At 70.6% G+C, this 23,372-nt stretch carries 26 protein-coding genes and 2 pseudogenes; 18 read left to right on the plus strand and 10 right to left on the minus strand.

All coding sequences use genetic code 11. The annotated features are described in order from the left end of the window. Window positions 1-12 precede the first annotated feature (12 nt). A complete protein-coding gene (gene mnmA / locus QUE44_RS00640) occupies window positions 13-1,101 on the plus strand; it encodes a tRNA 2-thiouridine(34) synthase MnmA (protein WP_286215329.1) in 1,089 nt (362 codons plus the stop codon). An 8-nt stretch (window positions 1,102-1,109) separates the two neighbouring features. Here mnmA and QUE44_RS00645 read toward each other — a convergent pair whose 3' ends face one another. Next, window positions 1,110-1,526: a hypothetical protein gene (locus QUE44_RS00645; RefSeq protein ID WP_286215331.1), complete on the minus strand. Its 417-nt coding sequence runs from the start codon at window positions 1,524-1,526 to the stop codon at window positions 1,110-1,112. A 216-nt stretch (window positions 1,527-1,742) separates the two neighbouring features. Between QUE44_RS00645 and QUE44_RS00650 the strand changes: the two genes are divergently transcribed. The 4 genes and pseudogenes from QUE44_RS00650 to QUE44_RS00665 all read left to right on the plus strand — a co-directional run bounded on the left by QUE44_RS00650 (window position 1,743) and on the right by QUE44_RS00665 (window position 6,143). After that, a complete protein-coding gene (locus tag QUE44_RS00650) occupies window positions 1,743-3,080 on the plus strand; it encodes an ABC transporter substrate-binding protein (protein WP_286215332.1) in 1,338 nt (445 codons plus the stop codon). An 86-nt stretch (window positions 3,081-3,166) separates the two neighbouring features. Then, window positions 3,167-4,174 carry a carbohydrate ABC transporter permease gene (locus QUE44_RS00655; protein ID WP_425557998.1) on the plus strand — a complete coding sequence of 336 codons (1,008 nt, stop codon included), beginning with the start codon at window positions 3,167-3,169 and terminating at the stop codon, window positions 4,172-4,174. A 17-nt stretch (window positions 4,175-4,191) separates the two neighbouring features. Further along, window positions 4,192-5,047, plus strand: a pseudogene (locus QUE44_RS00660) (carbohydrate ABC transporter permease). Between the two features lie 184 nt (window positions 5,048-5,231). Then, window positions 5,232-6,143: a LacI family DNA-binding transcriptional regulator gene (locus tag QUE44_RS00665; protein ID WP_350226856.1), complete on the plus strand. Its 912-nt coding sequence runs from the start codon at window positions 5,232-5,234 to the stop codon at window positions 6,141-6,143. A 69-nt stretch (window positions 6,144-6,212) separates the two neighbouring features. On the opposite strand, the gene QUE44_RS00670 is transcribed toward QUE44_RS00665, so the two are convergent. The 3 genes from QUE44_RS00670 to QUE44_RS00680 form a co-directional block, all read right to left on the minus strand. Then, window positions 6,213-6,494 (minus strand): Hsp20/alpha crystallin family protein, encoded by a 282-nt coding sequence (locus QUE44_RS00670; protein WP_286215333.1) that lies wholly within the window; start codon window positions 6,492-6,494, stop codon window positions 6,213-6,215. After that, entirely contained in the window at window positions 6,470-6,658 is a 189-nt protein-coding gene (locus tag QUE44_RS00675; RefSeq protein WP_286215334.1) for a hypothetical protein, read from the minus strand. The genes QUE44_RS00670 and QUE44_RS00675 overlap by 25 nt, the downstream gene beginning before the upstream one ends. A gap of 167 nt (window positions 6,659-6,825) precedes the next feature. Next, on the minus strand, window positions 6,826-7,530 hold the full coding sequence (locus QUE44_RS00680) for a YoaK family protein (RefSeq protein WP_286215335.1): 705 nt from the start codon (window positions 7,528-7,530) through the stop codon (window positions 6,826-6,828). 102 nt (window positions 7,531-7,632) lie between these two features. Between QUE44_RS00680 and QUE44_RS00685 the strand changes: the two genes are divergently transcribed. The 7 genes and pseudogenes from QUE44_RS00685 to QUE44_RS00710 all read left to right on the plus strand — a co-directional run bounded on the left by QUE44_RS00685 (window position 7,633) and on the right by QUE44_RS00710 (window position 12,878). After that, the gene (locus QUE44_RS00685) at window positions 7,633-7,941 is read left to right on the plus strand and encodes a hypothetical protein (protein ID WP_286215336.1); all 309 of its coding nucleotides are present in this window, start codon (window positions 7,633-7,635) and stop codon (window positions 7,939-7,941) included. 14 nt (window positions 7,942-7,955) lie between these two features. Then, window positions 7,956-8,171, plus strand: a pseudogene (locus QUE44_RS13805) (acetamidase/formamidase family protein); the annotation flags it as partial. Beyond that, on the plus strand, window positions 8,132-8,719 hold the full coding sequence (locus tag QUE44_RS00690; RefSeq protein ID WP_350226857.1) for an acetamidase/formamidase family protein: 588 nt from the start codon (window positions 8,132-8,134) through the stop codon (window positions 8,717-8,719). The pseudogene QUE44_RS13805 and the gene QUE44_RS00690, both read left to right, overlap by 40 nt. Continuing rightward, entirely contained in the window at window positions 8,716-9,603 is an 888-nt protein-coding gene (locus tag QUE44_RS00695; RefSeq protein WP_286215337.1) for an AtzH-like domain-containing protein, read from the plus strand. The genes QUE44_RS00690 and QUE44_RS00695 overlap by 4 nt, the downstream gene beginning before the upstream one ends. Window positions 9,604-9,620: 17 nt before the next feature. Further along, the gene (locus QUE44_RS00700; protein WP_286215338.1) at window positions 9,621-10,295 is read left to right on the plus strand and encodes an amidase family protein; all 675 of its coding nucleotides are present in this window, start codon (window positions 9,621-9,623) and stop codon (window positions 10,293-10,295) included. A 238-nt stretch (window positions 10,296-10,533) separates the two neighbouring features. Further along, on the plus strand, window positions 10,534-11,610 hold the full coding sequence (locus QUE44_RS00705) for a pyridoxal-phosphate-dependent aminotransferase family protein (RefSeq protein WP_286215339.1): 1,077 nt from the start codon (window positions 10,534-10,536) through the stop codon (window positions 11,608-11,610). Beyond that, on the plus strand, window positions 11,607-12,878 hold the full coding sequence (locus QUE44_RS00710; protein WP_286215340.1) for an allantoate amidohydrolase: 1,272 nt from the start codon (window positions 11,607-11,609) through the stop codon (window positions 12,876-12,878). Before QUE44_RS00705 ends, QUE44_RS00710 begins: the two co-directional genes overlap by 4 nt. Window positions 12,879-12,888: 10 nt before the next feature. Here QUE44_RS00710 and QUE44_RS00715 read toward each other — a convergent pair whose 3' ends face one another. Further along, window positions 12,889-13,482 (minus strand): nucleotidyltransferase family protein, encoded by a 594-nt coding sequence (locus QUE44_RS00715; protein WP_286215341.1) that lies wholly within the window; start codon window positions 13,480-13,482, stop codon window positions 12,889-12,891. A gap of 23 nt (window positions 13,483-13,505) precedes the next feature. Between QUE44_RS00715 and uraD the strand changes: the two genes are divergently transcribed. The 5 genes from uraD to QUE44_RS00740 all read left to right on the plus strand — a co-directional run bounded on the left by uraD (window position 13,506) and on the right by QUE44_RS00740 (window position 16,042). After that, window positions 13,506-13,979, plus strand: coding sequence for a 2-oxo-4-hydroxy-4-carboxy-5-ureidoimidazoline decarboxylase (gene uraD / locus QUE44_RS00720; protein ID WP_286215342.1), 474 nt, complete (start codon window positions 13,506-13,508; stop codon window positions 13,977-13,979). Continuing rightward, window positions 13,976-14,296, plus strand: coding sequence for a hydroxyisourate hydrolase (gene uraH, locus QUE44_RS00725; protein ID WP_286215343.1), 321 nt, complete (start codon window positions 13,976-13,978; stop codon window positions 14,294-14,296). Before uraD ends, uraH begins: the two co-directional genes overlap by 4 nt. A 41-nt stretch (window positions 14,297-14,337) precedes the next feature. Continuing rightward, entirely contained in the window at window positions 14,338-14,979 is a 642-nt protein-coding gene (locus QUE44_RS00730; RefSeq protein ID WP_286215344.1) for a DsbA family oxidoreductase, read from the plus strand. A 374-nt stretch (window positions 14,980-15,353) separates the two neighbouring features. Then, complete coding sequence (locus QUE44_RS00735) at window positions 15,354-15,830, plus strand: DUF2975 domain-containing protein (protein ID WP_286215345.1); 477 nt, start codon at window positions 15,354-15,356, stop codon at window positions 15,828-15,830. Next, on the plus strand, window positions 15,830-16,042 hold the full coding sequence (locus QUE44_RS00740) for a helix-turn-helix domain-containing protein (RefSeq protein WP_286215346.1): 213 nt from the start codon (window positions 15,830-15,832) through the stop codon (window positions 16,040-16,042). The genes QUE44_RS00735 and QUE44_RS00740 overlap by 1 nt, the downstream gene beginning before the upstream one ends. Window positions 16,043-16,120: 78 nt before the next feature. On the opposite strand, the gene pgi is transcribed toward QUE44_RS00740, so the two are convergent. The 4 genes from pgi to pucL form a co-directional block, all read right to left on the minus strand. Beyond that, window positions 16,121-17,800 carry a glucose-6-phosphate isomerase gene (gene pgi / locus QUE44_RS00745; RefSeq protein ID WP_286215347.1) on the minus strand — a complete coding sequence of 560 codons (1,680 nt, stop codon included), beginning with the start codon at window positions 17,798-17,800 and terminating at the stop codon, window positions 16,121-16,123. Between the two features lie 60 nt (window positions 17,801-17,860). Further along, window positions 17,861-18,139 (minus strand): hypothetical protein, encoded by a 279-nt coding sequence (locus QUE44_RS00750; protein WP_286215348.1) that lies wholly within the window; start codon window positions 18,137-18,139, stop codon window positions 17,861-17,863. A gap of 192 nt (window positions 18,140-18,331) precedes the next feature. Continuing rightward, complete coding sequence (locus QUE44_RS00755; RefSeq protein ID WP_286215349.1) at window positions 18,332-19,741, minus strand: amidohydrolase family protein; 1,410 nt, start codon at window positions 19,739-19,741, stop codon at window positions 18,332-18,334. Further along, window positions 19,738-20,640 carry a factor-independent urate hydroxylase gene (gene pucL, locus QUE44_RS00760; protein WP_286215350.1) on the minus strand — a complete coding sequence of 301 codons (903 nt, stop codon included), beginning with the start codon at window positions 20,638-20,640 and terminating at the stop codon, window positions 19,738-19,740. The genes QUE44_RS00755 and pucL overlap by 4 nt, the downstream gene beginning before the upstream one ends. A gap of 220 nt (window positions 20,641-20,860) precedes the next feature. On the opposite strand from pucL, the gene QUE44_RS00765 reads away from it, so the two are divergent. Further along, window positions 20,861-21,847 carry a peptidoglycan-binding domain-containing protein gene (locus tag QUE44_RS00765; RefSeq protein WP_286215351.1) on the plus strand — a complete coding sequence of 329 codons (987 nt, stop codon included), beginning with the start codon at window positions 20,861-20,863 and terminating at the stop codon, window positions 21,845-21,847. 182 nt (window positions 21,848-22,029) lie between these two features. On the opposite strand, the gene allB is transcribed toward QUE44_RS00765, so the two are convergent. Then, window positions 22,030-23,340, minus strand: coding sequence for an allantoinase AllB (allB, locus tag QUE44_RS00770; protein ID WP_286215352.1), 1,311 nt, complete (start codon window positions 23,338-23,340; stop codon window positions 22,030-22,032). Window positions 23,341-23,372: the final 32 nt, after the last annotated feature.

Below are 23,372 nucleotides of genomic sequence, written 5' to 3' on the forward strand. Positions count from 1 at the left end.
TACCCTAGAACGATGCGAATTCTTGCGGCCCTGTCGGGTGGAGTGGACTCCGCCGTGGCCGCGGCGCGCGCGGTGGACGCCGGACACGACGTGGTCGGGGTGCACATGGCGCTCTCGCGCTCGCGGGCGGAGCACCGCAACGGCTCGCGCGGCTGCTGCTCGATCGAGGACGCGAACGACGCGCGCCGTGCCGCGGACAAGCTCGGCATCCCGTACTACGTGTGGGACCTGTCGGACGAGTTCCACGACACCGTCGTCAGCGACTTCCTCTCCGAATACGAGGCGGGACGCACCCCCAATCCGTGTGTGCGCTGCAACGAGCACATCAAGTTCGACACGCTGCTCGAGCGGGGGATCGCGCTGGGCTTCGACGCGGTGTGCACGGGCCACTATGCGCGCATCGAGCTGAGGGAGGACGGCGGACGCGAGCTCCATCGCGGCGCGGATCCCGCCAAGGATCAGTCCTATGTCCTGGCCGTGATGGGCCCCGAGCGCCTGGCGCGCGCGATGTTCCCGCTCGGCACCGCGACCTCCAAGGCCGAGGTCCGCGCGGAGGCCGTCGCACGCGGCCTCGGGGTCTCGAACAAGCCCGATTCCTACGACATCTGTTTTGTCGCGGACGGCGACACCGGCGGCTTTCTCCGGCGCGCGCTGGGCGAGCGTCCCGGCGAGATCGTCGACGAGACCGGCGAGGTCGTGGGCGAGCACACGGGCGCCTACGCGTTCACGGTGGGTCAGCGCAAGGGCCTGCGGCTGCCGAGGCCGGCCGCCGACGGCGCCCCGCGCTACGTCACGGGCATCGACACCGCGCGCAACGTGGTCACTGTCGGGCCCGAGCAACTCCTCAGCGTGAGCGAACTGGTCGGCGAGGACGTGGTGTGGCTCGCGCCGGACGTTGCGTCGGATCGCCCGACAGACTGCACGGTCCAGGTGAGGGCACACGGGGAGCCGGTGGCGGCGCGCGTCGAGCGTCGCGGTGAGCGCGTGGTGGCGGCGCTCGAGACGCCGATGCGAGGCGTGGCCGCCGGCCAGTCGCTGGTGGTCTACCAGGGGACTCGGGTCATCGGTCAGGCCACGCTGACGCGCGAGCCGCGACCGTGACCGGCCTGCTATGACGCCGGCTCGAGGTCCTCGTCCTGCACCAAGAAGACCTCGCCGAACTGGTTGAGCGTGCACCCCGACGGGATCTCGATCGCGTCGAGCGAGGCCGCAACGCCGCCTCCCGCCGCGATCACGTCGCCCGCGTTATAGTCGCGGCCCGCGTACCTCAGCGTCTCCGTGTCGGCATCCCACGAGGCTAGGTGGCGCGGGAACGCGGGCACGATGTCGCCCACGTAGAGGCACCCGTCCCGCAGCGTGAGCGGACCCTCGAGGAGCGCCTCCATCGCCGCCGAGGTGTCCCATTCGTAGCGTGCGAGGGGGACCGGGGGCGCGTCGAGGGCCAACGGATCCGGCGCGTCTGGCGCGCCGGGCGAGGCGCACGCGGCCAGGGTGGCGACGGCGGCGAAAAGGGCGATCGTGCGCATGGAACCAGGGTCCCACGGCGCGGCGGTGGCGACGATGCGCGGGTGGCACCCGGTGCCCGTTCGTAACGTTTCGGCTACGAAATGTCGCGGCGTGCTCGAAACGGTTTGACGTTCCGGCCATGGCGGCTCTAGGTTGATGGCGATGTCAGAGAGCGCTCTCTCAGAGAGAGCGCTCTCAGGATCATCGACCCACTAGACGGACACAAAGGAGTGAACGTGAGCTTCTCACGACGCAAGACCACACTCGGGTTCGCGGCCGGAGCCGCGACCCTTGCACTCGCTCTCGCGGGCTGCGGCAACTCGAGCGACCCGGAGGGCTCGTCTTCGGCTGCTCCCGGCGAGACCGGCTCGAACGACGAGCCCATTACGCTGACCCTCGCCACCTTCAACCAGTTCGGCTACTCCTCGGAGTCCGAGGGTGGTGGCGACTACATGTACGACCTCATCGCCGAGTACGAGGAGCTCAACCCGAACGTCGACGTGGTCTACAACGTCGCCGACACCTCCAACACCGCTCGCGAGAACTTCTTCACCAAGCTCGGCCCCGGCGGTCTTGCCGACGTCGAGGCCATCGAGGTCGACTGGCTGCCCGAGGCCATGCAGTACTCCGACCTGCTCGCCGACCTGACGAGCCCTGACGTCGATGGCCGCTGGCTGCAGTGGAAGACCGACGCGGCGACCGACAAGGACGGCCGTCTGATCGGCTACGGCACCGACATCGGCCCCGAGGCGATCTGCTACAACGTCGACGCAATCGAGGCCGCGGGCATGGATGCCTCGCGTGAGGCGATGACCGCTGCCATCGACGGCGACTGGGACAACTTCTTCGCGCTCGGCAAGCAGTACTCCGACGCGACGGGCAAGGGCTTCTACGAGGAGAACGCCGCCGTCCTGCAGGCCATGATCGGCCAGCTCGAGGCGCCCTACGAGGATCCGGCAACGGACGAGATCATCGCCCTCACCAACCCCGAGGTCAAGGAGATCTACGACACCCTGACCGCTGCCTCCGACGCCGGCATCTCCGCCGGTCTCCAGCAGTGGGGTGACGATTGGGCCGCAGGCATGGCCAACGGCGACTTCGCCGCGATGCCCTGCCCGTCCTGGATGCTCGGTGTCATCGCGGGTAACGCCCCCGAGGGCAACTGGGACATCGCCGACGCGTTCCCGAATGGCGGCGGCAACTGGGGCGGCTCGTACCTGACCGTTCCCGCCAACGGCGAGAACGTCGAGGCCGCGACCGCGCTCGCCGCGTGGCTGACTGCTCCCGAGCAGCAGGCCAAGGCCTTCGCGAACGTGGGTGCCTTCCCGAGCCAGCCCGAGGCCTCGGAGTCGGAGGCCGTCCAGGCCGCGACTAACGAGTTCTTCAACGACGCCCCGATCGGTCAGATCTTCACCACGCGCGCTGCCGCGGTGACGGTTGCCCCGTACAAGGGCCCCCACTACTTCCAGGTGAACGACGCCATGGTCAACGCGCTGCGTCGCGTCGACGAGGGCACGATGTCCGCCGCGGATTCGTGGGCGCAGTTCGAGGCTGACGTCCAGGCGATCGGCTAACACGCACGCGGTGCGGGCCGCCTCCCACGGGGGCGGCCCGCACCCGTCGCATCGGCCCACTACCCCCTCGACACAGGACTCGCCTCATGACCACCACCAAGCCGCACACCGAGGTCCCCACGCCTCGCGGCCCCGAGCGCCGACCGGCGCCGCTGACCATGCGTCAGCGAATGGGGCGCTGGGACGTCAAGTTTTCTCCGTACCTCTACATCGCGCCCTTCTGGATCGTCTTCGCGATCGTCGGGCTTTTCCCGATCTTCTACACGGCCGTCATCTCGTTCCAGGAATGGGACCTCGTGCGCAACACGGGCACGATGGTCGGCTTCGACAATTTCGCCTTCGTGCTCCAGGACCGCGAGTTCTGGCTGTCGCTGCGGAACACCTTCTCGATCTTCCTGCTGTCGTCGGTGCCGCAGCTCGTCGCCGCGACCTTCATCGCCGCGATGCTCGACAAGAACATCCGCGCCAAGACCTTCTGGCGCATGGGCGTGCTGCTGCCGTACGTGGTCGCTCCGGTCGCGGTCGCCCTGATCTTCTCGAACATGTTCGGAGACCGCTACGGCCTCATCAACTCGTTCCTCAACGACATCGGCCTCAGCTCGATCATGTGGCACGTCGACGTGATCCCCAGCCATGTCGCGATTGCCACCATGGTCAACTTCCGCTGGACGGGATACAACGCGTTGATCCTGCTCGCGGCGATGCAGGCCATCCCGCGCGACCTCTACGAGGCCGCCGCAATCGACGGTGCGGGAACGATGCGCCGCTTCTTCTCGGTGACCCTTCCGCAGATCCGGCCCACGATGATCTTCGTCATCATCACGTCGACCATCGGTGGCCTGCAGATCTTCGACGAGCCGCGCATGTTCGACACGAACGGCCAGGGTGGGTCCAACCACCAGTGGGAGACCATCGCGCTCTACCTCTACAACAAGGGCTGGGTTGACTTCGACTTTGGTCGTGCGGCGGCGGTGGCGTGGATCCTGTTCCTCATTATCATCGCCATCGGACTCCTCAACCTGTTCATTACCAGGCGCTTCATTGCCGGCGATGCCGGAGCGAGCACCAAGAAGTCCAAGAAGGTGACCAAGTGACCGCCCTCAGCACCCTGATCAAGCGCAAGTCGGGCGGCGCGAGCGCCGTCACCACGATGCGCCCTAGCTGGTTCGTCTACGCGGCCCTGGCCATCGTGCTTATCGCCTCCATGTTCCCTTTCTACTGGTCGTTCCTCATCGCCTCGGGTGACCGCTTCACGGTCAATGACCCGAATCTGTCGTGGTGGCCGGGGGGACTTCCTCGCAAACGCGGCGACCGTCATCAACAACCCTGCCGTGAACTTCTGGAAGGCGCTCAGCAACTCGATCATCGTGTCGACCGCCGTCTCCGTGTCGACGGTCGTGTTGTCGACTCTCGCCGGCTACGCCTTCGCGAAGCTCCGCTTCAAGGGCTCGGGGCCGCTGCTCATCGCGGTCGTGGCGACCATGGCGGTGCCGGTTCAGCTCGGCATCGTGCCGCTGTACATCCTCATGCAGCGCTTCGGATGGACCGGCAACATCGGCGCCGTGATCATCCCGGGCCTCGTGACGGCGTTCGGTGTGTTCTGGATGACGCAGTACATCCAGCAGTCGCTGCCCACCGAGCTCATCGAGGCGGCGCGCGTGGACGGCTGTTCGATGATCCGCACGTTCTGGCACGTGGGCCTTCCCGCCGCGCGACCTGCGGCCGCGATGCTGTTCCTCTTCACGTTCGTGACCTCGTGGAACAACTTCATGTGGCCGTACATCGTGCTCGACCAGCAGAGCCCGACCCTTCCCGTGTCGCTGTCGATTCTGCAGGCGAACTACTTCGTGGACTACTCGCTCGTGCTCGCGGGCGTGCTGTTGGCAACGGTGCCGCTGCTCCTCCTGTTCATGTTCGCCGGACGCCAGCTGGTGTCGGGCATCATGCAGGGCGCGGTGAAGGGCTAGGAGGGGATGCCTGTCGCCGTTGGCGGGCATGGGGTCATTTTCGAGATGATGGCCTCATGCCCGCCGATGAAGGTCAGCCCATGACGACCGTCGGGCGCGCCTCCGCGCCCACCCTCGAGCTGGTGGCCGCGCGCGCGGGGTCTCGCGCGCCACCGTCTCGAGGGTGGTCAACGGGGCTCCGTCGGTGTCGCCGCCGATCGCCGAGGCCGTGCGTCGCGCGATTCAGGAGCTCGGCTACGTCCCCAACAGGGCCGCTCGTTCGCTCGTGAGCCAGCAGTCTCAGGCGATCGCGCTGGTCGCGCCCGAGGACGTCAACCGGTTCTTTGGGGATCTGTTCTTCGCGGAGATCGTCGCGGGCATCGACGCCCGTCTCGAGAACTCCGACTACGTGCTCAACCTGATGATCGCGAATCACGACCCCAGTGGGAAGACGATGCGCTACCTGGGTGGCGGCGCGGTCGACGGTGCGATCGTGGTGTCCCACCACACGTCCGACCGCTTCCTGCGACGCATCACCGAGTCCCTTCCCGTAGTCTTCGGTGGTCGCTCCGCGGTGGCGGGGCCCGACACATACGTGGTCGACGTCGACAACGTCGCGGGAGCCGAGACGGCGACCCGCCGCCTCATCGAGCGAGGCTGCCAGCGGATCGCGACCATCGCGGGCCCGCTCACGATGCAGGGCTCGATCGACCGCCTCACGGGCTGGCGTCGCGCCCTCGACGAGGCCGGGGTCGCGGCCGGTCCCGTGGTCGACGGTGACTTCACGATGTTCGGTGCCGCGCGCGCGATGAGGGAGATCCTCGAGTCGCGTGACAAGGTCGACGGCATCTTCGTCGCCTCCGACCTCATGGCCTCCGGCGCGCTACCCGTGCTGCTCGACCGTGGCATCCGGGTGCCCGAGGACGTCGCGATCGTGGGCTTCGACGACTCGAGCGCGGCGCTGTCGACGGGTGTGCGGCTCACCACCGTGCGCCAGCCGTCGCGGGAGATGGGCTGGCACATGGCCGACATCCTCATCGACGTGCTCGCGGGGCGGACGGATCGCGAGCACTCGCTCATCCTGCCCACCGAGCTCGTGGTGCGAGACTCGGCCTAGGCAGGCAGGGTTCCCGACTCTCATACGCGTGTGCCCCGGCGCCCGAGTGGGGCCGGGGCACACGTCGCGTTAGTCGGTGCTCACCGCGATGCGGCGCGGCTTGGCCGCCTCGGACTTGGCGACGGTGACGGTAAGCAGGCCGTCCTTGTAGGACGCCGTGACCTTGTCGGGGTCGACGCGGTCGGGCAGGCGCACCGCGCGGTGGAACCGGCCGAACCTGCGCTCGACGCGACGGAAGCCCTCGGCGTTCTTCTCGTCGTAGAAGTTGCGCTCGCCGGAGACCGTAAGGACGTTCTCCTCGAGCGACACGTCCACCTGGTCGGGCTTCACGCCGGGAAGCTCCACGTGCATCGTGAAGCCGTCCTCGGTCTCCTCGACGTCGAGGGCGGGGAGAAGGCTCCCGACAGGGTCGTGTCGGTGTCTCCAAAGAACTGCTGGACGATGCGCTGGAAGTCGTCCGGCCACGGCGACGCGGCAGCGGCCGGAACGGAGCGACGGAGAATCTCTCGTGCCATGATCTGACCTCCTTGGAGGATCGGGTGGCCCGGTCGGGATGGCGCCCTCGCGGGCGAGCGGTGAAGCGCTCCGCCTCCAGGATAAGACTTGAGCGGCCTTCGCTCAAGTCAAGCGTTCCTCCTGGCACACGAAGTGTTTCTGCCGCCCGGCCGGCGCGGTAGGCGCGCTACTCCGTGTCGTAGGGCATGCGTCCGACCCGACCGGGGTGGGTTACGTGACCCAGCCATGCGACGACGAGCGTGATGATCGCGGACAGCGCCATGCCGGCCCCGATGTGCACATGGAGCAGCAGCGCGCCGGCGAGCGCGCCGAGCCCGATCAGCACGACCGCCCCCGCGCGCCGCTTCCACGGCTGCCCGCCTCCCGTGCCCAGCACCGAGTCTGACGCGAGGCCCGTGATGGTCGAGGTGACCACCACCGTGGTGACGTCCTTGACCGCGACGTGGCGCGCGGCGGCCGCCTGGCAGCCCATCGCGAGGCCCAGGGCGGCGGTGATCGAATACTGGAGCACGTGCCCCGGCTCCGCGACGAGTGCCGCGGGCACCGCCGCCAGCGCGATGATGATGCCGACCGCGACGAAGAGCACGGTGTGGCGCGCGGTCCACGCCGCCGCCGCGCCGCGCAGCGCGCGACCCCCAGCGGCCGCGCCCGCCATGAATCCGGCCAGCGCGATCAGGGGCCCCGCGACCGGCAGCCCGGTGTCGCCCGCGAGGGCCATGCCGAGGATCACCACGTTGCCCGTCATGTTGCCGGTGAAGACGCGGTCGAGGCCCAGGTAGCCGACCGCGTCGATGATGCCGGTCGAGAACGTCAGGGCGAGCATGAGCCCCAGGTGGGCGTTGGCGGGATTGCGGCGCATCCGGTCGAGCACGGGACCTCCGGGTGGGTGGGGCCCCGGCCGGGTCCGTTGACTGCGCCCGGGGCGGCTGTAGTCTCGGCCACAGACTAGGGCACACACATCACGGGAGGTCGCGTGGCCGACTACCAGGGCATACTTCAGCCCGGCGAGAACCTGGACGGTTCCGCCTACCTTCCCGCCGACGCGTCGACGGTGGGATGGGGCCGGCTGCCGCGACGCGGAGACGCGCCCGTGGTGACTCTCGACCCGGGTGACGAGATCACGATCGACACGGTGAGCCACGAGGGCCTGTTGCCCGATCAGGGGCAGGATCCGGCCGCGTTCTTCGGCGCTCACGGCGTGCCGAGGAGCGCGTCCTGGACGACGCGATCGCGATCGCGGCGACCCGCACGCGCCGCGCAGAGGACGGCCCTCACGTGGTGAGCGGGCCCATCGCGGTGCGGGGCGCCCGGCCGGGCGACCTGCTCGCGATCACGCTGCTCGAGGCCACGCCGCGGGTCGACTACGGCGTGATTTCCAACCGCCACGGGCGCGGCGCGTTGGCTGGCGAGATGCCCGCCGGGCCGCACGACGTCAGCGTCTTCACGCCCATCTCCCTGGAGGCGGACGGAGAGTGGCGGGGCCGCCTCCCGCTCACCGAGGGCGGCGAGCGCGCGGTGTCCTTTCCGCTCGCGCCGTTCCTGGGCATCATGGGCGTCGCGACGGACACCGCCGAGCGCGCCCACTCGGTGCCCCCGGTGCGCACGGCGGCAACGTCGACATCCGTCACCTCACTGAGGGCGCGACGCTCTACGTCCCCGTCCAGGTGCCCGACGCGCTCGCGTACGTGGGCGACCCGCACTTCGCGCAGGGCAACGGAGAGGTCGCGCTCACCGCGCTCGAGGCCTCGCTGCGGGTGCGCGTCCGGTTCGACCTTCTTGACGCGACCGATGCGGCACGCGAGTTCGGCACCCTCGCCGGTCCGCTCGCCGCCGATGCGACGCACCTCATGCCCACCGGCATTGACGCCGACCTCGACGAGGCCATGAGGGCCTGCGTGCGTCAGGCGATCGCCCTCCTGGGAGCCCGGTATGGCATGGCACCCCACCTGGCCTACGCGTATCTGTCGGCGGCCACCGACTTCGAGATCTCCCAGGTGGTCGACCTGGTGAGCGGCGTCCACGCGCGCATCCGTCGCGCCGACTTCGAGGAGGTCCTGTGACCCTTCCGTCCGTGACGGGCGACGCGCCCGAGGGCCTGGTCGAGGCCGTGCTCGCGTACGAGGCGGCGCTCGCGGCCGACGATCAGGAGGCGCTCGCGGCGTTCTTCGTGCCCGCGGCCGACACGCTGCGGGCCGACGCGAACGGGCTGCTCGTGGGCCACGACCGCATCACGGCCTTCCGGGGCCGCCGTGGAGGTGCGGGAGTGCGCGAGGTGCGCGAGCTGCGTGTTCACGTGCTCGGCGACGCCGCCGCCCACGTGGTCACCGTCAACGCCCCCGCCTCGGGAGGACGCGGAGCCGTCTCTCAGCTGTGGGTGAGAAACGAGTCCGCGGGCTGGCGCATCGCCGCCGCCCATGTCACCGCCCCCGCCCGTGCGATCGATCAGCGTGTGTGGCGTGTGGTCGGGGCGCCGTTGGTCGCGGGCGCTCCCGACGGGCCTCTCGCGGGGGAGACGGTCGCGGTCAAGGATCTCTTCGCGATCGCTGGCCACCGCATCGGGGTGGGCGTGCGTGCGTACCTCGCCGAGTCGCCGCTCGAGCACCGCACGGCCCCTGCGGTTGCCGCCCTGGTGGACGCGGGGGCTGACGTGGTCGGCATCGCGCAGACCGATCAGTTCGCGTACTCGATCGCCGGGCTCAACCCCGACTACGGCACGCCGGTGAACCCCGCCGTGCCCGGTGGGATCCCGGGCGGCTCCAGTTCGGGGCCCGCGAGCGCGGTCGCGCTCGGCCAGGCGAGCATCGGGCTCGGCACCGACACCGCCGGCTCGATCCGCGTCCCCGCGTCCTATCAGGGACTGTGGGGTCTGCGCCCGACCCACGGCGCGGTGTCGCTCGAGGGGTGGCGCCGCTCGCTCCGCGCTACGACACGGTCGGTTGGCTGACGCGAGACGGGGGAACGATGCTGCGGGCGGCCCGCGTGGGACTGGCCGGGTCCGGCGCGGCGCGGCCCTCAGGTGGTCTGCGCGGCGGTGGCGCGCACACCGGCGACCTGGTCGCCGCGCCTGGCGCGATGGCGTCGTGCGCGGAGCCCGTGCGGGAGGCCTTCGACCGGGCCGTCGAGCGGCTGGTCGCGACCGGACGCGAGGTCGACGCCGTCGAGCTTCCCGCCCTCGACGAGCTGCTCATGACGTTCCGCGTCACGCAGTCCGCCGAGGCGTGGCGCTCCGACGGCGCGTGGGTCGACGCCCATCCGGGCGCGCTCGCCCCCGACGTTGCCGCGCGCTTCGCGTGGGCGCGCGACGTCACCCCCGAGCGCGAGGCGGCGGCCCTCGCCGACGCCGCGCGGCTCGCCGCCGCTCTCGATCACGCGCTCGGTGACGCCGTCCTGCTCATCCCCGCCGCGGCATCGGCCGCCCCGGCGCTCGACGCGCCCGATGCGGAACTCGAGGAACGACGCCAGGCGACGCTGGGCATGACCGCGATCGCTGGCATCGCGGGGCGGCCCGCGCTGTCCGTGCCGCTGCTCGTGACCCCGGAGGGTCCCGTGGGGCTGTGCCTCGTGGGGCCGAGGGGGAGTGATCTCGCGCTGGTCGAGCTCGGCCTCGAGCTCGAGGATCACCTGGCGCGCGCATGACGTCCCGCAATCCCCGCGTAACATCCGTGCGGCACACTGTGTAAGTCACACCAACATTTCGTGGGAGGCCAGCCATGCCCCTGCCCGGCCCGATCGACCCGCCGGCCCGACTCCTCATGGGCCCGGGGCCCATCACGGCCGACCCGCGCGTGCTGCGCGCGATGTCGGCCCAACTCGTGGGGCAATACGACCCGTACATGACCCAGGTCATGGCCGAGGTGCAGGAGCTGTATCGGGGGTGTTCGAGACCGCCAACCCGCAGACGCTGCTCATCGATTCGACGGCGCGCGGAGCGATCGAGGCGGCGCTCGTGTCGATCGTGTCGCCGGGGGACAGGGTGCTCGTGCCCATCATGGGGCGCTTTGGTCACCTGCTCGCCGAGATCGCGGGCCGTAGCGGCGCCGAGGTCCACACGCTCGACGTCCCGTGGGGGCGCGTCGCCGAGATCGACGCGATCGCGGCGGCCATGGAGCGCGTGCGCCCGCGGGTCCTCGCGATGGTGCATGGCGACACGTCGACGACGATGATGCAGCCCTTCGAGGGGTTGCGCGAACTGTGCGACCGCTTCGACTGCCTGCTCTATGCCGACGTCACCGCGACGCTGGGCGGCAACCCGTTCCCCGTGGACGGCTGGGGAGTCGATGCGGCGACCGCGGGGCTCCAAAAGTGCTTGGGCGGGCCGTCCGGCTCTGCTCCCGCGACGTTCTCGCCGCGCGCCGTCGAGGCGATCGAGGCACGCCGGTCGATCGAGGCGGGCATCCGCGTCGAGGGGGACCCGGTGGCGGCGGCTCCCATCCGCTCGAACTACTTCGACCTCGCGATGATCTTCGACTACTGGGGGCCGCGCCGGCTCAATCACCACACCGAGGCCACCACGATGCTCTACGGCGCCCACGAGTGCGCGCGCCTCGTGCTTGACCAGGGACTGGCGGCGTACCAGGAGCGTCACGCCCTGCACGGGGCCGCGATGCTCGCCGGCGTCGAGGGGCTCGGCCTCGAGGTCTACGGCGATCGCGCACACAAGATGGCGAACATCGTCGGAGTGGTGATCCCCGAGGGCGTCGACGGCGAGGCCGTGCGCGGCGCGCTGCTCGAGGAGTGGGGCATCGAGATCGGCACCTCGTTCGGACCGCTCGCGGGCCGCGTGTGGAGGATCGGCACCATGGGCTACAACGCGCGCCGCGACGCCGTGCTCACGACGCTGGCCGCGCTCGAGGCGGTGCTGCGTGCGCAGGGCCATGCGGTGCCCACGGTCGGCGGTGTCGAGGCCGCAGGCGAGTGCTACGTGAACGCCGGCGACGGGTCGCCGGCGTGAAGAGGTCCCGCGCGCGGGGCGCGTCGCCCGCCGCGATCGCCGACGCGCGCGAGGCGCTGCGCCGCTGCGACCTGCTCGCCGGGGTCTCGGCTCGCGAGGGCGCGATCGAGCGCGTCTACCTGTCGCCCGAGCACGCCCGCGCCAACGCGATCGTGTCCGGGTGGATCGCGGACGCGGGGATGAGTGCCTGGCAGGACGCCGCGGGCAACGCGCGCGGCACGTACCCCGGCGCGACGCCGGACGCCCCCGTGCTGTTGCTGGGCTCGCACCTCGACACCGTTCCCGACGCGGGCCGCTACGACGGCATCCTGGGCGTGATGATCGCGCTCGCGGTGGTCGCGCGGCTATCCGCGCGCGGCGTGCGGCTTCCCTTCGGGATCGAGGTGCTGGGCTTTGCCGATGAGGAGGGCGCGAGGTTCGGCCGCACGCTGCTGGGCTCGTGCGCCGTCGCAGGCACGTGGGAGGAGGGCTGGCTCGAACTGCGGGACGACTCCGGCATCACCCTGCGCGACGCCCTCATCACCTTTGGGCTCGACCCCGACGCGGTCGCCACCGCCGCGCTCGACCCCGCGCGCGTCGTGGGCTATCTCGAGGCGCACATCGAGCAGGGGCCGCTGTTGCTCGACGCGGACCGGCCGCTCGGCGTCGTGTCGGGAATCATGGGGGCCAAGCGCTTCGACCTCGCGATGGACGGTCAGGCGGGACACGCGGGCGGGGTGCCGATGCGTCATCGCCGCGATGCACTGCTGGGCGCGGCGGCGACCGCGCTCGCGGTCGAACGGGTCGCGCTCGACGAGGGAGTGGTCGGCACGGTCGGAGAGCTGAGGGTGTTCCCCGGCGCCGCCAACGTCATCCCTGGCCGCGCGGAGTTCTCGCTCGACGTGCGCGCAGCGACGGACGCCCACCGCGACCGGGCGTGGGAGGCGATCCGCGCGCACGCTCTCGAGGCGGCGGGTGAACGGCGGCTCACCTTCACCGAGAACCTGCGCCATGTCGCGCGCGCGACCTCCTCCGAGCGCCGCCTCAGCGAGGCGATCGAGCACGGCATTCGCACCGCGACGGGCGAGGAGCGGCCGCTCGAGCTGCTGTCGAAGGCCGGTCACGACGCGATGGCGATCGCGTCCCTGACGTCCTACGCGATGCTGTTCGTGCGGTGCGGCAACGGCGGCGTGAGCCACCATCCCGACGAGTCCGTGACGCTCGAGGACGTCGCACTCGCGATCGACGCTTTCGAGGCGGCCGTGCTCGCGGTCGCCGACCGCGCGTGAGCGGAGTGACCTACCTGCCGTCGACGTCCGCCGTGTCGACGTCGTCCGCCTCGTCGACGTCGTCCGCCGCGCCGAGCCCTGTGCAGTCCACCTCGACCGCGCCGTGAGCGCGCAGGTACGCACCCGCCCCGCGGTCCCCGTTGAGCGTCGCGAGCAGCGCGTCGACGTGCGCGGCGCCGATCAGCACCGGATGACCGGGGGTGCCCGCATCGGTGGCCCTCGCGAGCACGGTGGGATCTCCCACCCAGTGCGACGCGACGCGAGCGACGGCCTCGGGCGCAAGTCGTGGCAGGTCCACGAGGGTGATGAGCACGGCCCCCGCGCCCGCGCCGCGGGCCGTCTCGAGGCCCGCGCGCAGGCTTGCCCCGAGCCCCGCGGCCCAGTCGTCCGCCACCACACCCGTGGTGTCGTCGGGGAGCAGCTCCGCCGCGGCATCGGCGCTCGCGCCAAGCACCGCGATGACGGGCGCGCACCCCACCCCGGCGAGAAGGCGACAGGCGCGAGGGAGCCAGGCCCCGGCATCGTCCCTCACCAGGGCCTTCGGGCCGCCCAGCCGCGAACCGGCGCCCGCCGCAAGCACCACGCCTGCGAGTCGCTCTGCCATGCTGGACATCCTAAGGAGGACGCATGATCGAACCCACCCGCGAGGAACTCCTCGCGTGTCTGCACGTCGAGCGCTGGGCGGACGCGCTCGCGGCCCGCGCGTACGCGACGATGCTCGAACTTGAGCGCGCCGCGGTCGCTGCCGCGACGCCGCTGTCGCCCGCCGAGATCGACGAGGCGCTCGCGGCGCACCCCCGCATCGGGGACCGGCGCGACGGGGACGATGCCGAGGCGCGGTTCTCGCGCGAGGAGCAGTCCGCATCGGCGTCGGCAGACCAGGCTCTGGCCGCGCGGCTCGCGGCGCTCAACGCGGAGTACGAGGAGCGCTTCGGGCGCGTGTTTGTGATCCGCGCGGCCGGGCGCTCGCGCGAGGAGATTGTGGCCGAACTCGAACGGCGGCTGGACAACGAGCCCGGTGTCGAACTGGCCGAGGTGGCCGATCAGCTGCGTGGGATCGCCCTGCTGCGCCTGCGCGCGACCTATGGAGGTGAGTCATGAGTCACGTCACCACGCATGTGCTCGACGCGGCGCACGGCCGTCCCGCGGAGGGGGTCCACGTGCGGCTCCTGCACGGCGACGTCGAGGTCGCGGTCGGGGTGACCGACTCCGACGGGCGCGTGGGCTCGCTCGGGCCCGATGTGCTGCATCCCGGCACGTACACGATGGTGTTCGCGACCGGCGCGTGGTTCGCGGACCGCGGGGTCGCGACGTTCTATCCCGAGGTGCGCATCCCGTTCGCGGTCGACGGCGAGCCGCACTACCACGTGCCGCTGCTGCTCAGCCCGTTCGCGTACTCGACGTACCGCGGCAGTTGACGCGTCAGGAATCTCCGCGCGCGGTGAGGCGTTGACCCCGCGTGACTATCGACATTGAGATCTGGTCGGACGTGGCCTGCCCCTGGTGCTACCTGGGCAAGCGCCGCCTTGAGGAGGCCGTCGAGGCCTCGGGCGAGGAGGTGTCGGTCAGGTACCGCAGCTTCCAGCTCGACCCGACCATTCCGCACGGCCACCACACTCCGCACGCCGAGGCGCTCGCGAAGAAGTTCAACGCGACGCCCGAGCAGGTGCGCGAGATGAACCAGAGGATCGTGGACCTGGGCGTCGAGGCGGGCATCTCGTACGACTTCGACAGCTACATCATGGCGAACACGCGCGACGCGCACCGGCTGCTGCACCTGGCTCACGAGCGTGGGCTGGGCCCGCAGCTCAAGGAGCGGCTCATGAGGGCGCAGTTCACCGAGGGCGCGATCGTCGACGACGCCGACACCCTGGTGCGACTCGCGACCGAGGTGGGGTTGGATGCCGACGAGGCGCGGTCCGTGCTCACCTCCGATGCGTACGAGGACGCGGTCGCCGCGGACATCGCGCAGGCGGCGGCCTATGGGGCGAACGGTGTGCCGTTCTTCGTGTTCGACCGCGCGTTCGCGATCTCTGGGGCGCAGCCGGTGGAGACGTTCGCGCTCGCGCTGTCGAAGGCTCGGGAGGCGCGGGGGTCCTGATCGACCCGCGGCACCCGCGCTGTCGGCGCTGGCGGCCTGTCGTGTGAGGCGGCCACTCGCCGCGCCACCCCGTCGCCACGCGCATAGGATTCTGCGGTTTTCGAGCCCGAATCGGGCTTGGTGCATCGGATCTTGCGATTGCACGGAGCGCGGGCGGCTCTGGAGGTGCGAGCTGAGCGAGCCGTGTGAGTCGAGCGACGCGGACGCCTTCGGGAGGGCACATCCGCAGATCCTCTGCGCGAAGCGCAAATCAGCCTGAAAAGTCGCAAAATCCTATGCGCGAAGCGGTCACGGCCGCGCGTGCTGCGCGCCGCGAGCGCCTTCCGGAGTGCACGCCTCTTGACAAACGCTGTAAATCTCTCGATTATCGATACATGACTTCTCGTGTGATGGCCTGGCTCCGATTCCTGTTGATCCTCGTGCTCGTCGGCTCTGTCCTTGGACAACTGTTGATCCCGCTCATCGCGGCGGACGAGGGGCGGCGCGCACCTGAGGTCTCCCACCTGGTGGTGCCGTACTCGGTCGCCGGGATCCTCGCGGTCGCGTGCCTTCAGGCGGCGGTGGCGTGCATCTGGGCGCTGCTCGGCATGGTCGAGTCCGGTCGCATCTACACGAGGCGCGCTCTTCGCTGGGTCGAGGCCATCGCATGGTGCGGTGGACTCGCGGCGGCGATCTGCGCGGCTACGGGCGCGCACCTGGTCGCGTGGGAGGGGATCGGTGGCCCCGGAGTGGTTCTCGGTGGGGTCGCTGCGGTGGTGGCGGGAGGCGCGTTCGTACTCCTCATGATCGTGATGCGAGGGTTGCTTGCCGTCGCGATCTCGGACCGCGCCGAACTCGCCGAGGTGATCTGATGCCGATCATCGTGGATCTCGACGTCATGCTTGCCCGGCGGAAGATGTCGGTCGGAGACTTCGCTCTGCGCGTGGGTCTGTCGCCCGCCAACGTCGCGGTGCTGAAGAACGGCCGCGCGAAGGCGATCCGTTTCACCACCCTCGAGCGCATCTGCGACGTCCTCGACTGCCAGCCTGGCGACATCCTCCGGTGGGAGTCGGCGTCCGAGTAGCTGGCGGATCGCAACAACGGATGCGCGAAGAGGCGGGCCCGTCGCCGGACCCGCCCCTTCGCTATGCCTGGTGAGAACCTACTTGCGGTGCTCCTGGTAGTACGCGATGAGCGCCTGCGTCGAGGCGTCCTGCGCGTCCAGTGCGGCGGCGTCGCCCTCGACCGCTGGGGCGATTTGTAGCGCGAGCTGCTTGCCGAGCTCCACGCCCCACTGGTCGAACGCGTTGATGCCCCACACCACGGACTGCGTGAAGGTGATGTGCTCGTACAACGCGATGAGCTGGCCCACCACGGAGGGCGTGAGCGACGGCGCGAAGATCGAGGTCGTGGGCTTGTTGCCCGCGAACGTGCGCGCGGCGACGAGGGCGCCGGTGGTGCCCTCGGCCTCGACCTCGGCTGCGGTCTTGCCGAACGCCAACGCCTTGGTCTGCGCGAGGAAGTTCGCGAGGAAGAGAGCGTGGACGTCCTGGCCGCCGTCCTTGAGCGGGTACGCCGGGTTGACCACCGCGATGAAGTCCGCGGGGATCAGCAGCGTGCCCTGGTGAATCAGCTGGTAGAACGCGTGCTGGCCGTTGGTGCCTGGCTCGCCCCAGAAGATCTCTCCCGTCGCCGTGGTGACGGGAGAACCGTCCCAGCGCACGGACTTGCCGTTGGACTCCATCGTGAGCTGCTGCAAATAGGCAGCGAAGCGGTGCAGCTGCTGCGCGTAGGGGAGCACCGCGTGCGACTGCGCGCCGAGGAAGTTGACGTACCAGACGTTGAGCAGGCCCATGAGGACGGGCACGTTCTTCTCGAGCGGAGTCTCCGCCATGTGGCGGTCGACCGCGTGGAAGCCGGCGAGCAGCTGGCGGAACACGTCGGGGCCGAGCGTGATCGTGAGCGACAGGCCGATCGCCGAGTCCACGCTGTAGCGGCCGCCCACCCAGTCCCAGAAGCCGAACGCATTGGTCGGGTCGATCCCGAACGCCGCGACCTTGTCGAGCGCGGTCGAGACCGCAACGAAGTGGTGCGCGACCGCATCGTCCTTGAGTGCGTCGGTCGAGACGTCGACGCCAGCCGCGGCGAGCGACGTCCACAGCCAGTCGCGCGCGAGGCGCGCGTTGGTGAGGGTCTCGAGCGTGGTGAAGGTCTTCGAGGCGACGATGAACAGGGTGGTCTCGGGGTCGAGCCCCTTGACCTTCTGCGCGATGTCAGTGGGGTCGATGTTGGACACGAAGCGCGCCGAGATGCCAGCGGTGGCGTAGGGCTCGAGCGCCTCGTAAACCATGACGGGGCCCAGGTCCGAGCCGCCGATGCCGATGTTCACCACGTGCGTGACGCGCTTGCCGGTGATGCCGCGCCACTCGCCGGATCGCACCTTCTCCGCGAAGGCGTACTCCTTCGCGAGCACCTCCTGCACGTCCTGGTCGACATCCTGGCCGTCGACCACCAGGTGCTCGACGTCGCGGGCGGGCCTGCGCAGTGCGGTGTGGAGCACCGCGCGGTCCTCGGTGGTGTTGATGTGTTCGCCGGCGAGCATCGCGGCGTAGCGCTCGGCGACCTTGGTCTCCTGTGCGAGCTTCACGAGCGCGGCGAGGATCTCATCGGTGACGAGGTTCTTCGACAGGTCGACGTGGAGGTCGGCGACGTCAAGGGTCAGTCGCTCGACGCGCGTGGGATCCGCGGCAAACCAGGCGCGCAGATCGGGGGCGAAGCCGTCCTTGAGCGAGGTGAGCTCGGCCCAGGCGGACGTGGTCGTGGGATCGATGGGTGCAGTCACGGGTGTCAGGCTAGCCCGGTTGACTGGCACGCGGGTAGGACCTCAGTGCATGCGATCGGTTCAGGTGAGTCCGAGCGCGTCATCGAGGCGATCGCGCCAGTCCGCACCGGCGAGTCCGGCACGGTCGACGAGGTCCCGCCAGTCGACCCGGGCGTGCTCGAGGGCGTCCTCGAAGAGCGTGAGGTCGCCGCGAGCGGCGAGCAGGGCCGCAGCCTGAAGCCGCTCGGGGTCGACTCCCGGGTTCACCGTGAGGCGCTCGAGCGCGCTGACAACTCTGGGCGCGGAGCGGCCGAAGTCCTCGCCTGCTCGCTCCGCGATCCGATCGCTCACCACTGCCACGGCGAGGATCCTCTCACGCGGCGACGCGCGCATCGTCCCGCGAGGTGTGTGTCGTCCCGCGAGGTGCTCAGTGCCCGAATCGAGCGATTCTGGGCACTGAGCACCTCCCAGGACGCAGAGGGGCGGGGCAGCGCGCAGGGGCGGGGCAGCGCGCAGGGGCGGGGCAGCGCGCAGGGCCGCACAGCGCGCACCTCACATTTCCGGCGCGACCACCCGCTTGCCCGCGACGTACACCTCGGCGATCGCCGGCTGCCGCAGCCCCATGAGCAGCGTGAACAGCTCCTCGAGGGTCGCCTGCTCCTCATCATCCGAGCGGATTCCCATGGTGAGCATCCCCTCGAGCGGCTCCCAGCGCGACACGTCGATCAGCAGGAAGTCGGCGTCCTTGCCCGCGTCGAGGTTGCCGAACGCGTGCTCCATGTCGAGCGCCCTGGCCCCCGCGAGCGTCGCCGCGAACAGCAGCTCCGCGGGGTGCAGCGCCGTCCCCGCGTCCCCCTCCTCGGAGATGTGGACCTTGTAGCAGTCGCCGGCCACGCGCGAGATGAGCCACTCGTCGCCGGCCCCCACGTCGGTGCCCAGCGCCACGTTGACCCCCGCGTCGACGGTCGCCCGCCACGGCATCGTCCCTGAACCGAGGAACAATTGGGACGTGGGGCAATGCGCGATCGACGTGCCCGTCTCCGCCATTCGCGCAAGTTCGCGAGGCTGCGAGTGGACCGCATGCGCGAGCGAGGAGCGCCGGCCCAGCAGCGAGTGGCCGCCGACCTTCGAGCCGGGAAGGAAGCGTCCGTCGTACGTGTCGAGGTAGGTCTCGACGCCGTACTGGCCGAGCACCGCCGCGATCTCGCCGTCGCCCTTGCGGTTGTTCTCGTTGAGGTGGCTGTGGAAGTACACGCCGCGCAGCTGTGCCTCGTCGTACAGCTCGCCCATCGCCGCGAGCGTGAGCGGCGTCACCGACAGCGAGAAGCGCGGGACGATCGCCACCTGCACGTGAGCGGTGCGCGGGTCGCCCGTGTCGACCGCGTGCCAGCGGTCGATCTCGTCCGCGACCAGTGAGATCGCGGTGTCTTCCGACGTGAGGAGGGCCGATGCCGCGGGTGGCCCCACCGTCTGGACGCCCCGCCCGGAGACGATGCGCAGTCCCGCCTCGAGCGTCGAGCGGTACAGCGCGTCCTGCGCCACGGGGAAGGCGCTGCCGAAGACCATCGCGGCGGTGGTGCCCGCCGCGATGCGGCGGCGCGCGAAGTACCTCGCGGCGCGGTCGGCAAAGTCGGGATCCGCGAACTGTGACTCGGTGGGGAAGATGCAATGGTCGAGCCATTCGAGCAGCTGGCCGCCGCCGTGAGCCGCCGTCGCATACGACTGGGGGAAGTGCACGTGCGCGTCGACGAAGCCGGGCAGGAGGTAGTCCGCCCGGGTGACCGGGGCATCGTCCCACTGCGGCGGCAGCGCCGCGAACTCACCCAGCCACAGGATCTCGCCGTCCCCCGAGACCACGAGCGCGCCGTCGGGGAGCGAGACCAGCGCGGCGGGGACCTCGGACTGGGCCGGGGCGCCCGCGATGTGGAAGACGTGGGCGCGATAGACGTGCGTCCCGCTCACACCAGCCCCGTGTACTGCTGCCATGCCGGACCCGCGGCGGGCGCGTCCTCGCGGGTCACGGAGGCCTGGATGAGTCCGTAGGGGCGGTCGTCGGCGTGGAAGACCTCGTTGGCGTTGTCGATGCCGAAGCGCCCCAGGTCGTACAGGAAGTGGTGCTTGTTGGGCGCGCTGAGTCGCACCTCGACCAGCTCGGGCACGGCCTCGAGTGCGGCCTTGCCCATCTCGTAGAGCGTCTGCTGGAGCGCGAGAGAGTGGTGGTCCGCGAACGTCTCGACCAGGGCGGCCTTGATCTCCGCGTAGGACTCGTCGAAGTCGAACGTCGCGGCGTCCACGTCGCCGAATCGCCACTTCGCGACCAGCGAGGTCGCCATGATGCGATCGGACGTGGGCTCGAGGACCGTGTACTCGTCGGAGAGGAAGCCGTGGAACTCCGAGCCGGTGGACTTCAGCACGGTGAGGTCCTTGAGGCCGCCGGTGATCCACGTCGCGCCGTCCTCGACGGTGACCGCGACGGTTCGCACCTCCTGGCCCGCACGCACCCACGTGTGGTCGTGCTCCGCGCCGCCCACGCTCACGCGCTCCCACGCGAACTCCTCGAGCTCGACCCTCGCCTGGTCGACGGGCTCGATATCCGCGATGAAGTGCGTCGCGAGGGCGAGGGCGTACCGCTCGAGGCTTGCGAGTCCGACCGTCTTGGCGTACGCGTAGGCCGTCTGCTTCTGCGTGTCGGTCGGCAGGACGGCACCCTGGTCGCCGGTGAGGTGGGCGTCGTCGAAGCGGCCCCGGAGGCACGTCGAGACGTTGACGTCGCGGATCTCGTGGCGCGCGCTGTCGCGCACGATTCGGACGATGCGGTTCTCGGCCTTGCCGTACTGGTTGTCGCCCAGAATGATGCCCATGGTGGAGCCCTTCGATCGGATGGTCAGGCGTGCATGCAGCGCCCCTCGGTCCACGGTAGCCACCGCGCGTTACGTGGGCATTTCCTCACGTAACGCTCCGATGGCGGGCCCGCGGCGCCGCCCGCTACAGTCGCGGCATGGGTGACACTCCGGGGGCGGAGAGAACGGTCACGCGCCGGCGCCGGCGCCGACGCCGGCGCGGGCGCCGTGGCGGACGGCGGTGCGCGCGCTGATCGTGGTGGCTGCGATCGGCGCGGCCCTCGTAATCGCGGTGCCGGCGGTGCTGGTCGCGTGGGAGCAGCGATCCAACGATGGCCAGGCCGCGGAGCAGGCGCGTTGGGAGGTGGCGACCGCATTCGAGGGGATGGCTGGGTGCGTGGCGCTCGAGACGAGCGAGCTGGCCGCCCCCGCGGACGGCTCGGACGCCGTGGCCGTGGTTCGCGACTGCGCCGGCAAGGGTGTCACGAACGCACGTTCGGACATCGTCGGCGAGCAGGTTGACGGCGAGGTCGCGACGGTTGTGGTGAGGACCGGGGCATCGGCCGAGACGGGCGGGGGCGCGGATTGGTTCGCGGGGCACGCGAGTGCGGGTGGTTGCTGGTCGGTGACCATCGATGCAGGCGCCCGGACCATCACCGGTCTCGAGGACGTGCCGTGTGCGGACGCCGACGTGGCGTTCTCGTCCGAGACGGGCGTCGTGGCCCTGCAAGGCGACCACTCCGAGACGCCCGCGACGGTGACTCCTGCTGTCGCGGGCGAACTCTCCGCGATCCACGTCGAGACGGGAGACCGCATCTGGACCGGGGACATCGTCGCCGAGATCGACGGCCGTCCCGTGGTCGCCTACGCGGGGCCCGCGCCGTTCGAGAGCGCAGACGGATGGACCCCCGAGTCGGATGCGCGAGCCGCTGGGGCATGGACCCGAACCCATGCGAAGCAGTGGATGCTCGCGGAGGCGGGCTACGGCAACAGCGCCGTCGATGGCCTCCACGGTCCGCGCACCGTTGAGGCGATCCGTGCCTTCAACGCGGACCAGGGGCTGGCGAGCGACGAACTCGACGAGCCCTTCCTGGTGTGGATCGGTGACCTCGATCGCTCGGGTGAACGCGATCCGGATGGAGTGGTGGTCACGGCGGTGTTCGCTTCGCCGGGTGAGTCGATGAACGGCGACGCTCTCTTCGCACTCGGGCGCGACACCTCGCGCTGACCGTGCGGCGCTGCCCCTGCCCCTGCCCCTGCCCCTGCCCCTGCCGCGGCTCCGCCACACGAAAACGCGGCTCCGCCACACGCCCGCGCGCAATGGGACGCTCACCGTCGCTATTCGCAGGTCCGTGCTCGCCATGGGACATCCATGGTCGCTCGCGTGTGGCGGAGCCGCGGCACGCGCCTTTAGGGCCGCCCGATCATGACGCCGTCCGCCGTCTCGGATCCGCCGATCCACACGCGCCGCGCACGGCCCATGAGTCGCGCGCCGTCGAATGCGCTCACGGGGTTGCGGTGTTCGAGGTCCGCCGCGTGTACCTCGAATGGCGCGTCCGGCGCGAAGGCCACGAGGTCCGCGTCGCGCCCGACCGAGATCGCGCCCTTGCCGCCCAGCCCCGCCCATGCGGCGGGACGTGTGCTCACCCAGCCGACGGCATCGGCCAGAGGAAATCCGCGCGCCCGCGCCCCCGTCCACACGGCGGCCACCGACACCTGCAGCCCCGCGATCCCGCCCCACGCGGCGGCGAAGTCGCCCGCGCCGGCGAGCTTGAGCTCCGCGGTCGCGGGAGAGTGGTCCGAGGCCACGAAGTCGATCGTGCCGTCCGCGAGCGCCGCCCACAGCGCCTCGCGGTTCGCGGCGTCGCGGATGGGCGGGCAGCACTTGAACTGCGTGCCGCCCGCGGGGATGTGCTCGGCATCGAAGGTCAGGTAGTGAGGGCAGGTCTCGGCGGTGAGGGGCAGTCCTTCAGCCTTCGCGGCGGCCACCAAGGGCAGGGCCGATGCCGCGGACAGGTGGAGGATGTGCGCGCGCACCCCGGTGGCGCGCACCCCGTCGATGACGGCCGCGATCGCGCTCAGCTCGGACGCCTCGGGGCGCGAGTCGACAAAGCCCTGGTAGTCGCGGCCTCCCGCATGGGGCAGGAGCCCGGCAGGGTCCTCCGCATGCACGATCAACCTGCCCCCAAAGCCGGCGATCTCCTCCATCGCGGAGCGCAGCTGCCCGCGGTCGAGGTGGCCGAACTCGTCGACGCCGCTGGGCGCGAGGAAGCACTTGAAGCCGAACACCCCCGCGTCCCACAGCTCGCGCAGGGAGCCCAGATTCTCGGGTACCGCTCCGCCCCAGAACCCCACCGTGACGTGGGTCTTGCCTGTGGCCGCCGCGCGCTTGGCGTCGAGAGCCGCCGGAGTAGTCGTGGGCGGGATCGAGTTGAGCGGCATATCAATCAGGGTGGTCACGCCGCCCGCACGCGCGGCACGGGTCGCCGAGTCGAAGCCCTCCCACGCGGTGCGGCCGGGCTCGTTGACGTGCACGTGGGTGTCGACCGCGCCCGGCAGCAGGACCTCGTCAGGAGCCAGCGTGATCTCCGCTCGCGCATCGACCGGCGCATCGACAGAGGTGATGGCGACGATCCTCCCGCCCGCGATGGCGACCGCGGCGGGGCCCTCGCCGCCCGGCAGGATGGCGCGCGGCGCGCGAATGACGAGGTCCGAGGTCATGAGATCCCTCCGGGTCGGGTGACAGACTGGCG

Source organism: Demequina sediminis (genome assembly GCF_030296675.1).
Lineage (GTDB): Bacteria > Actinomycetota > Actinomycetes > Actinomycetales > Demequinaceae > Demequina > Demequina sediminis.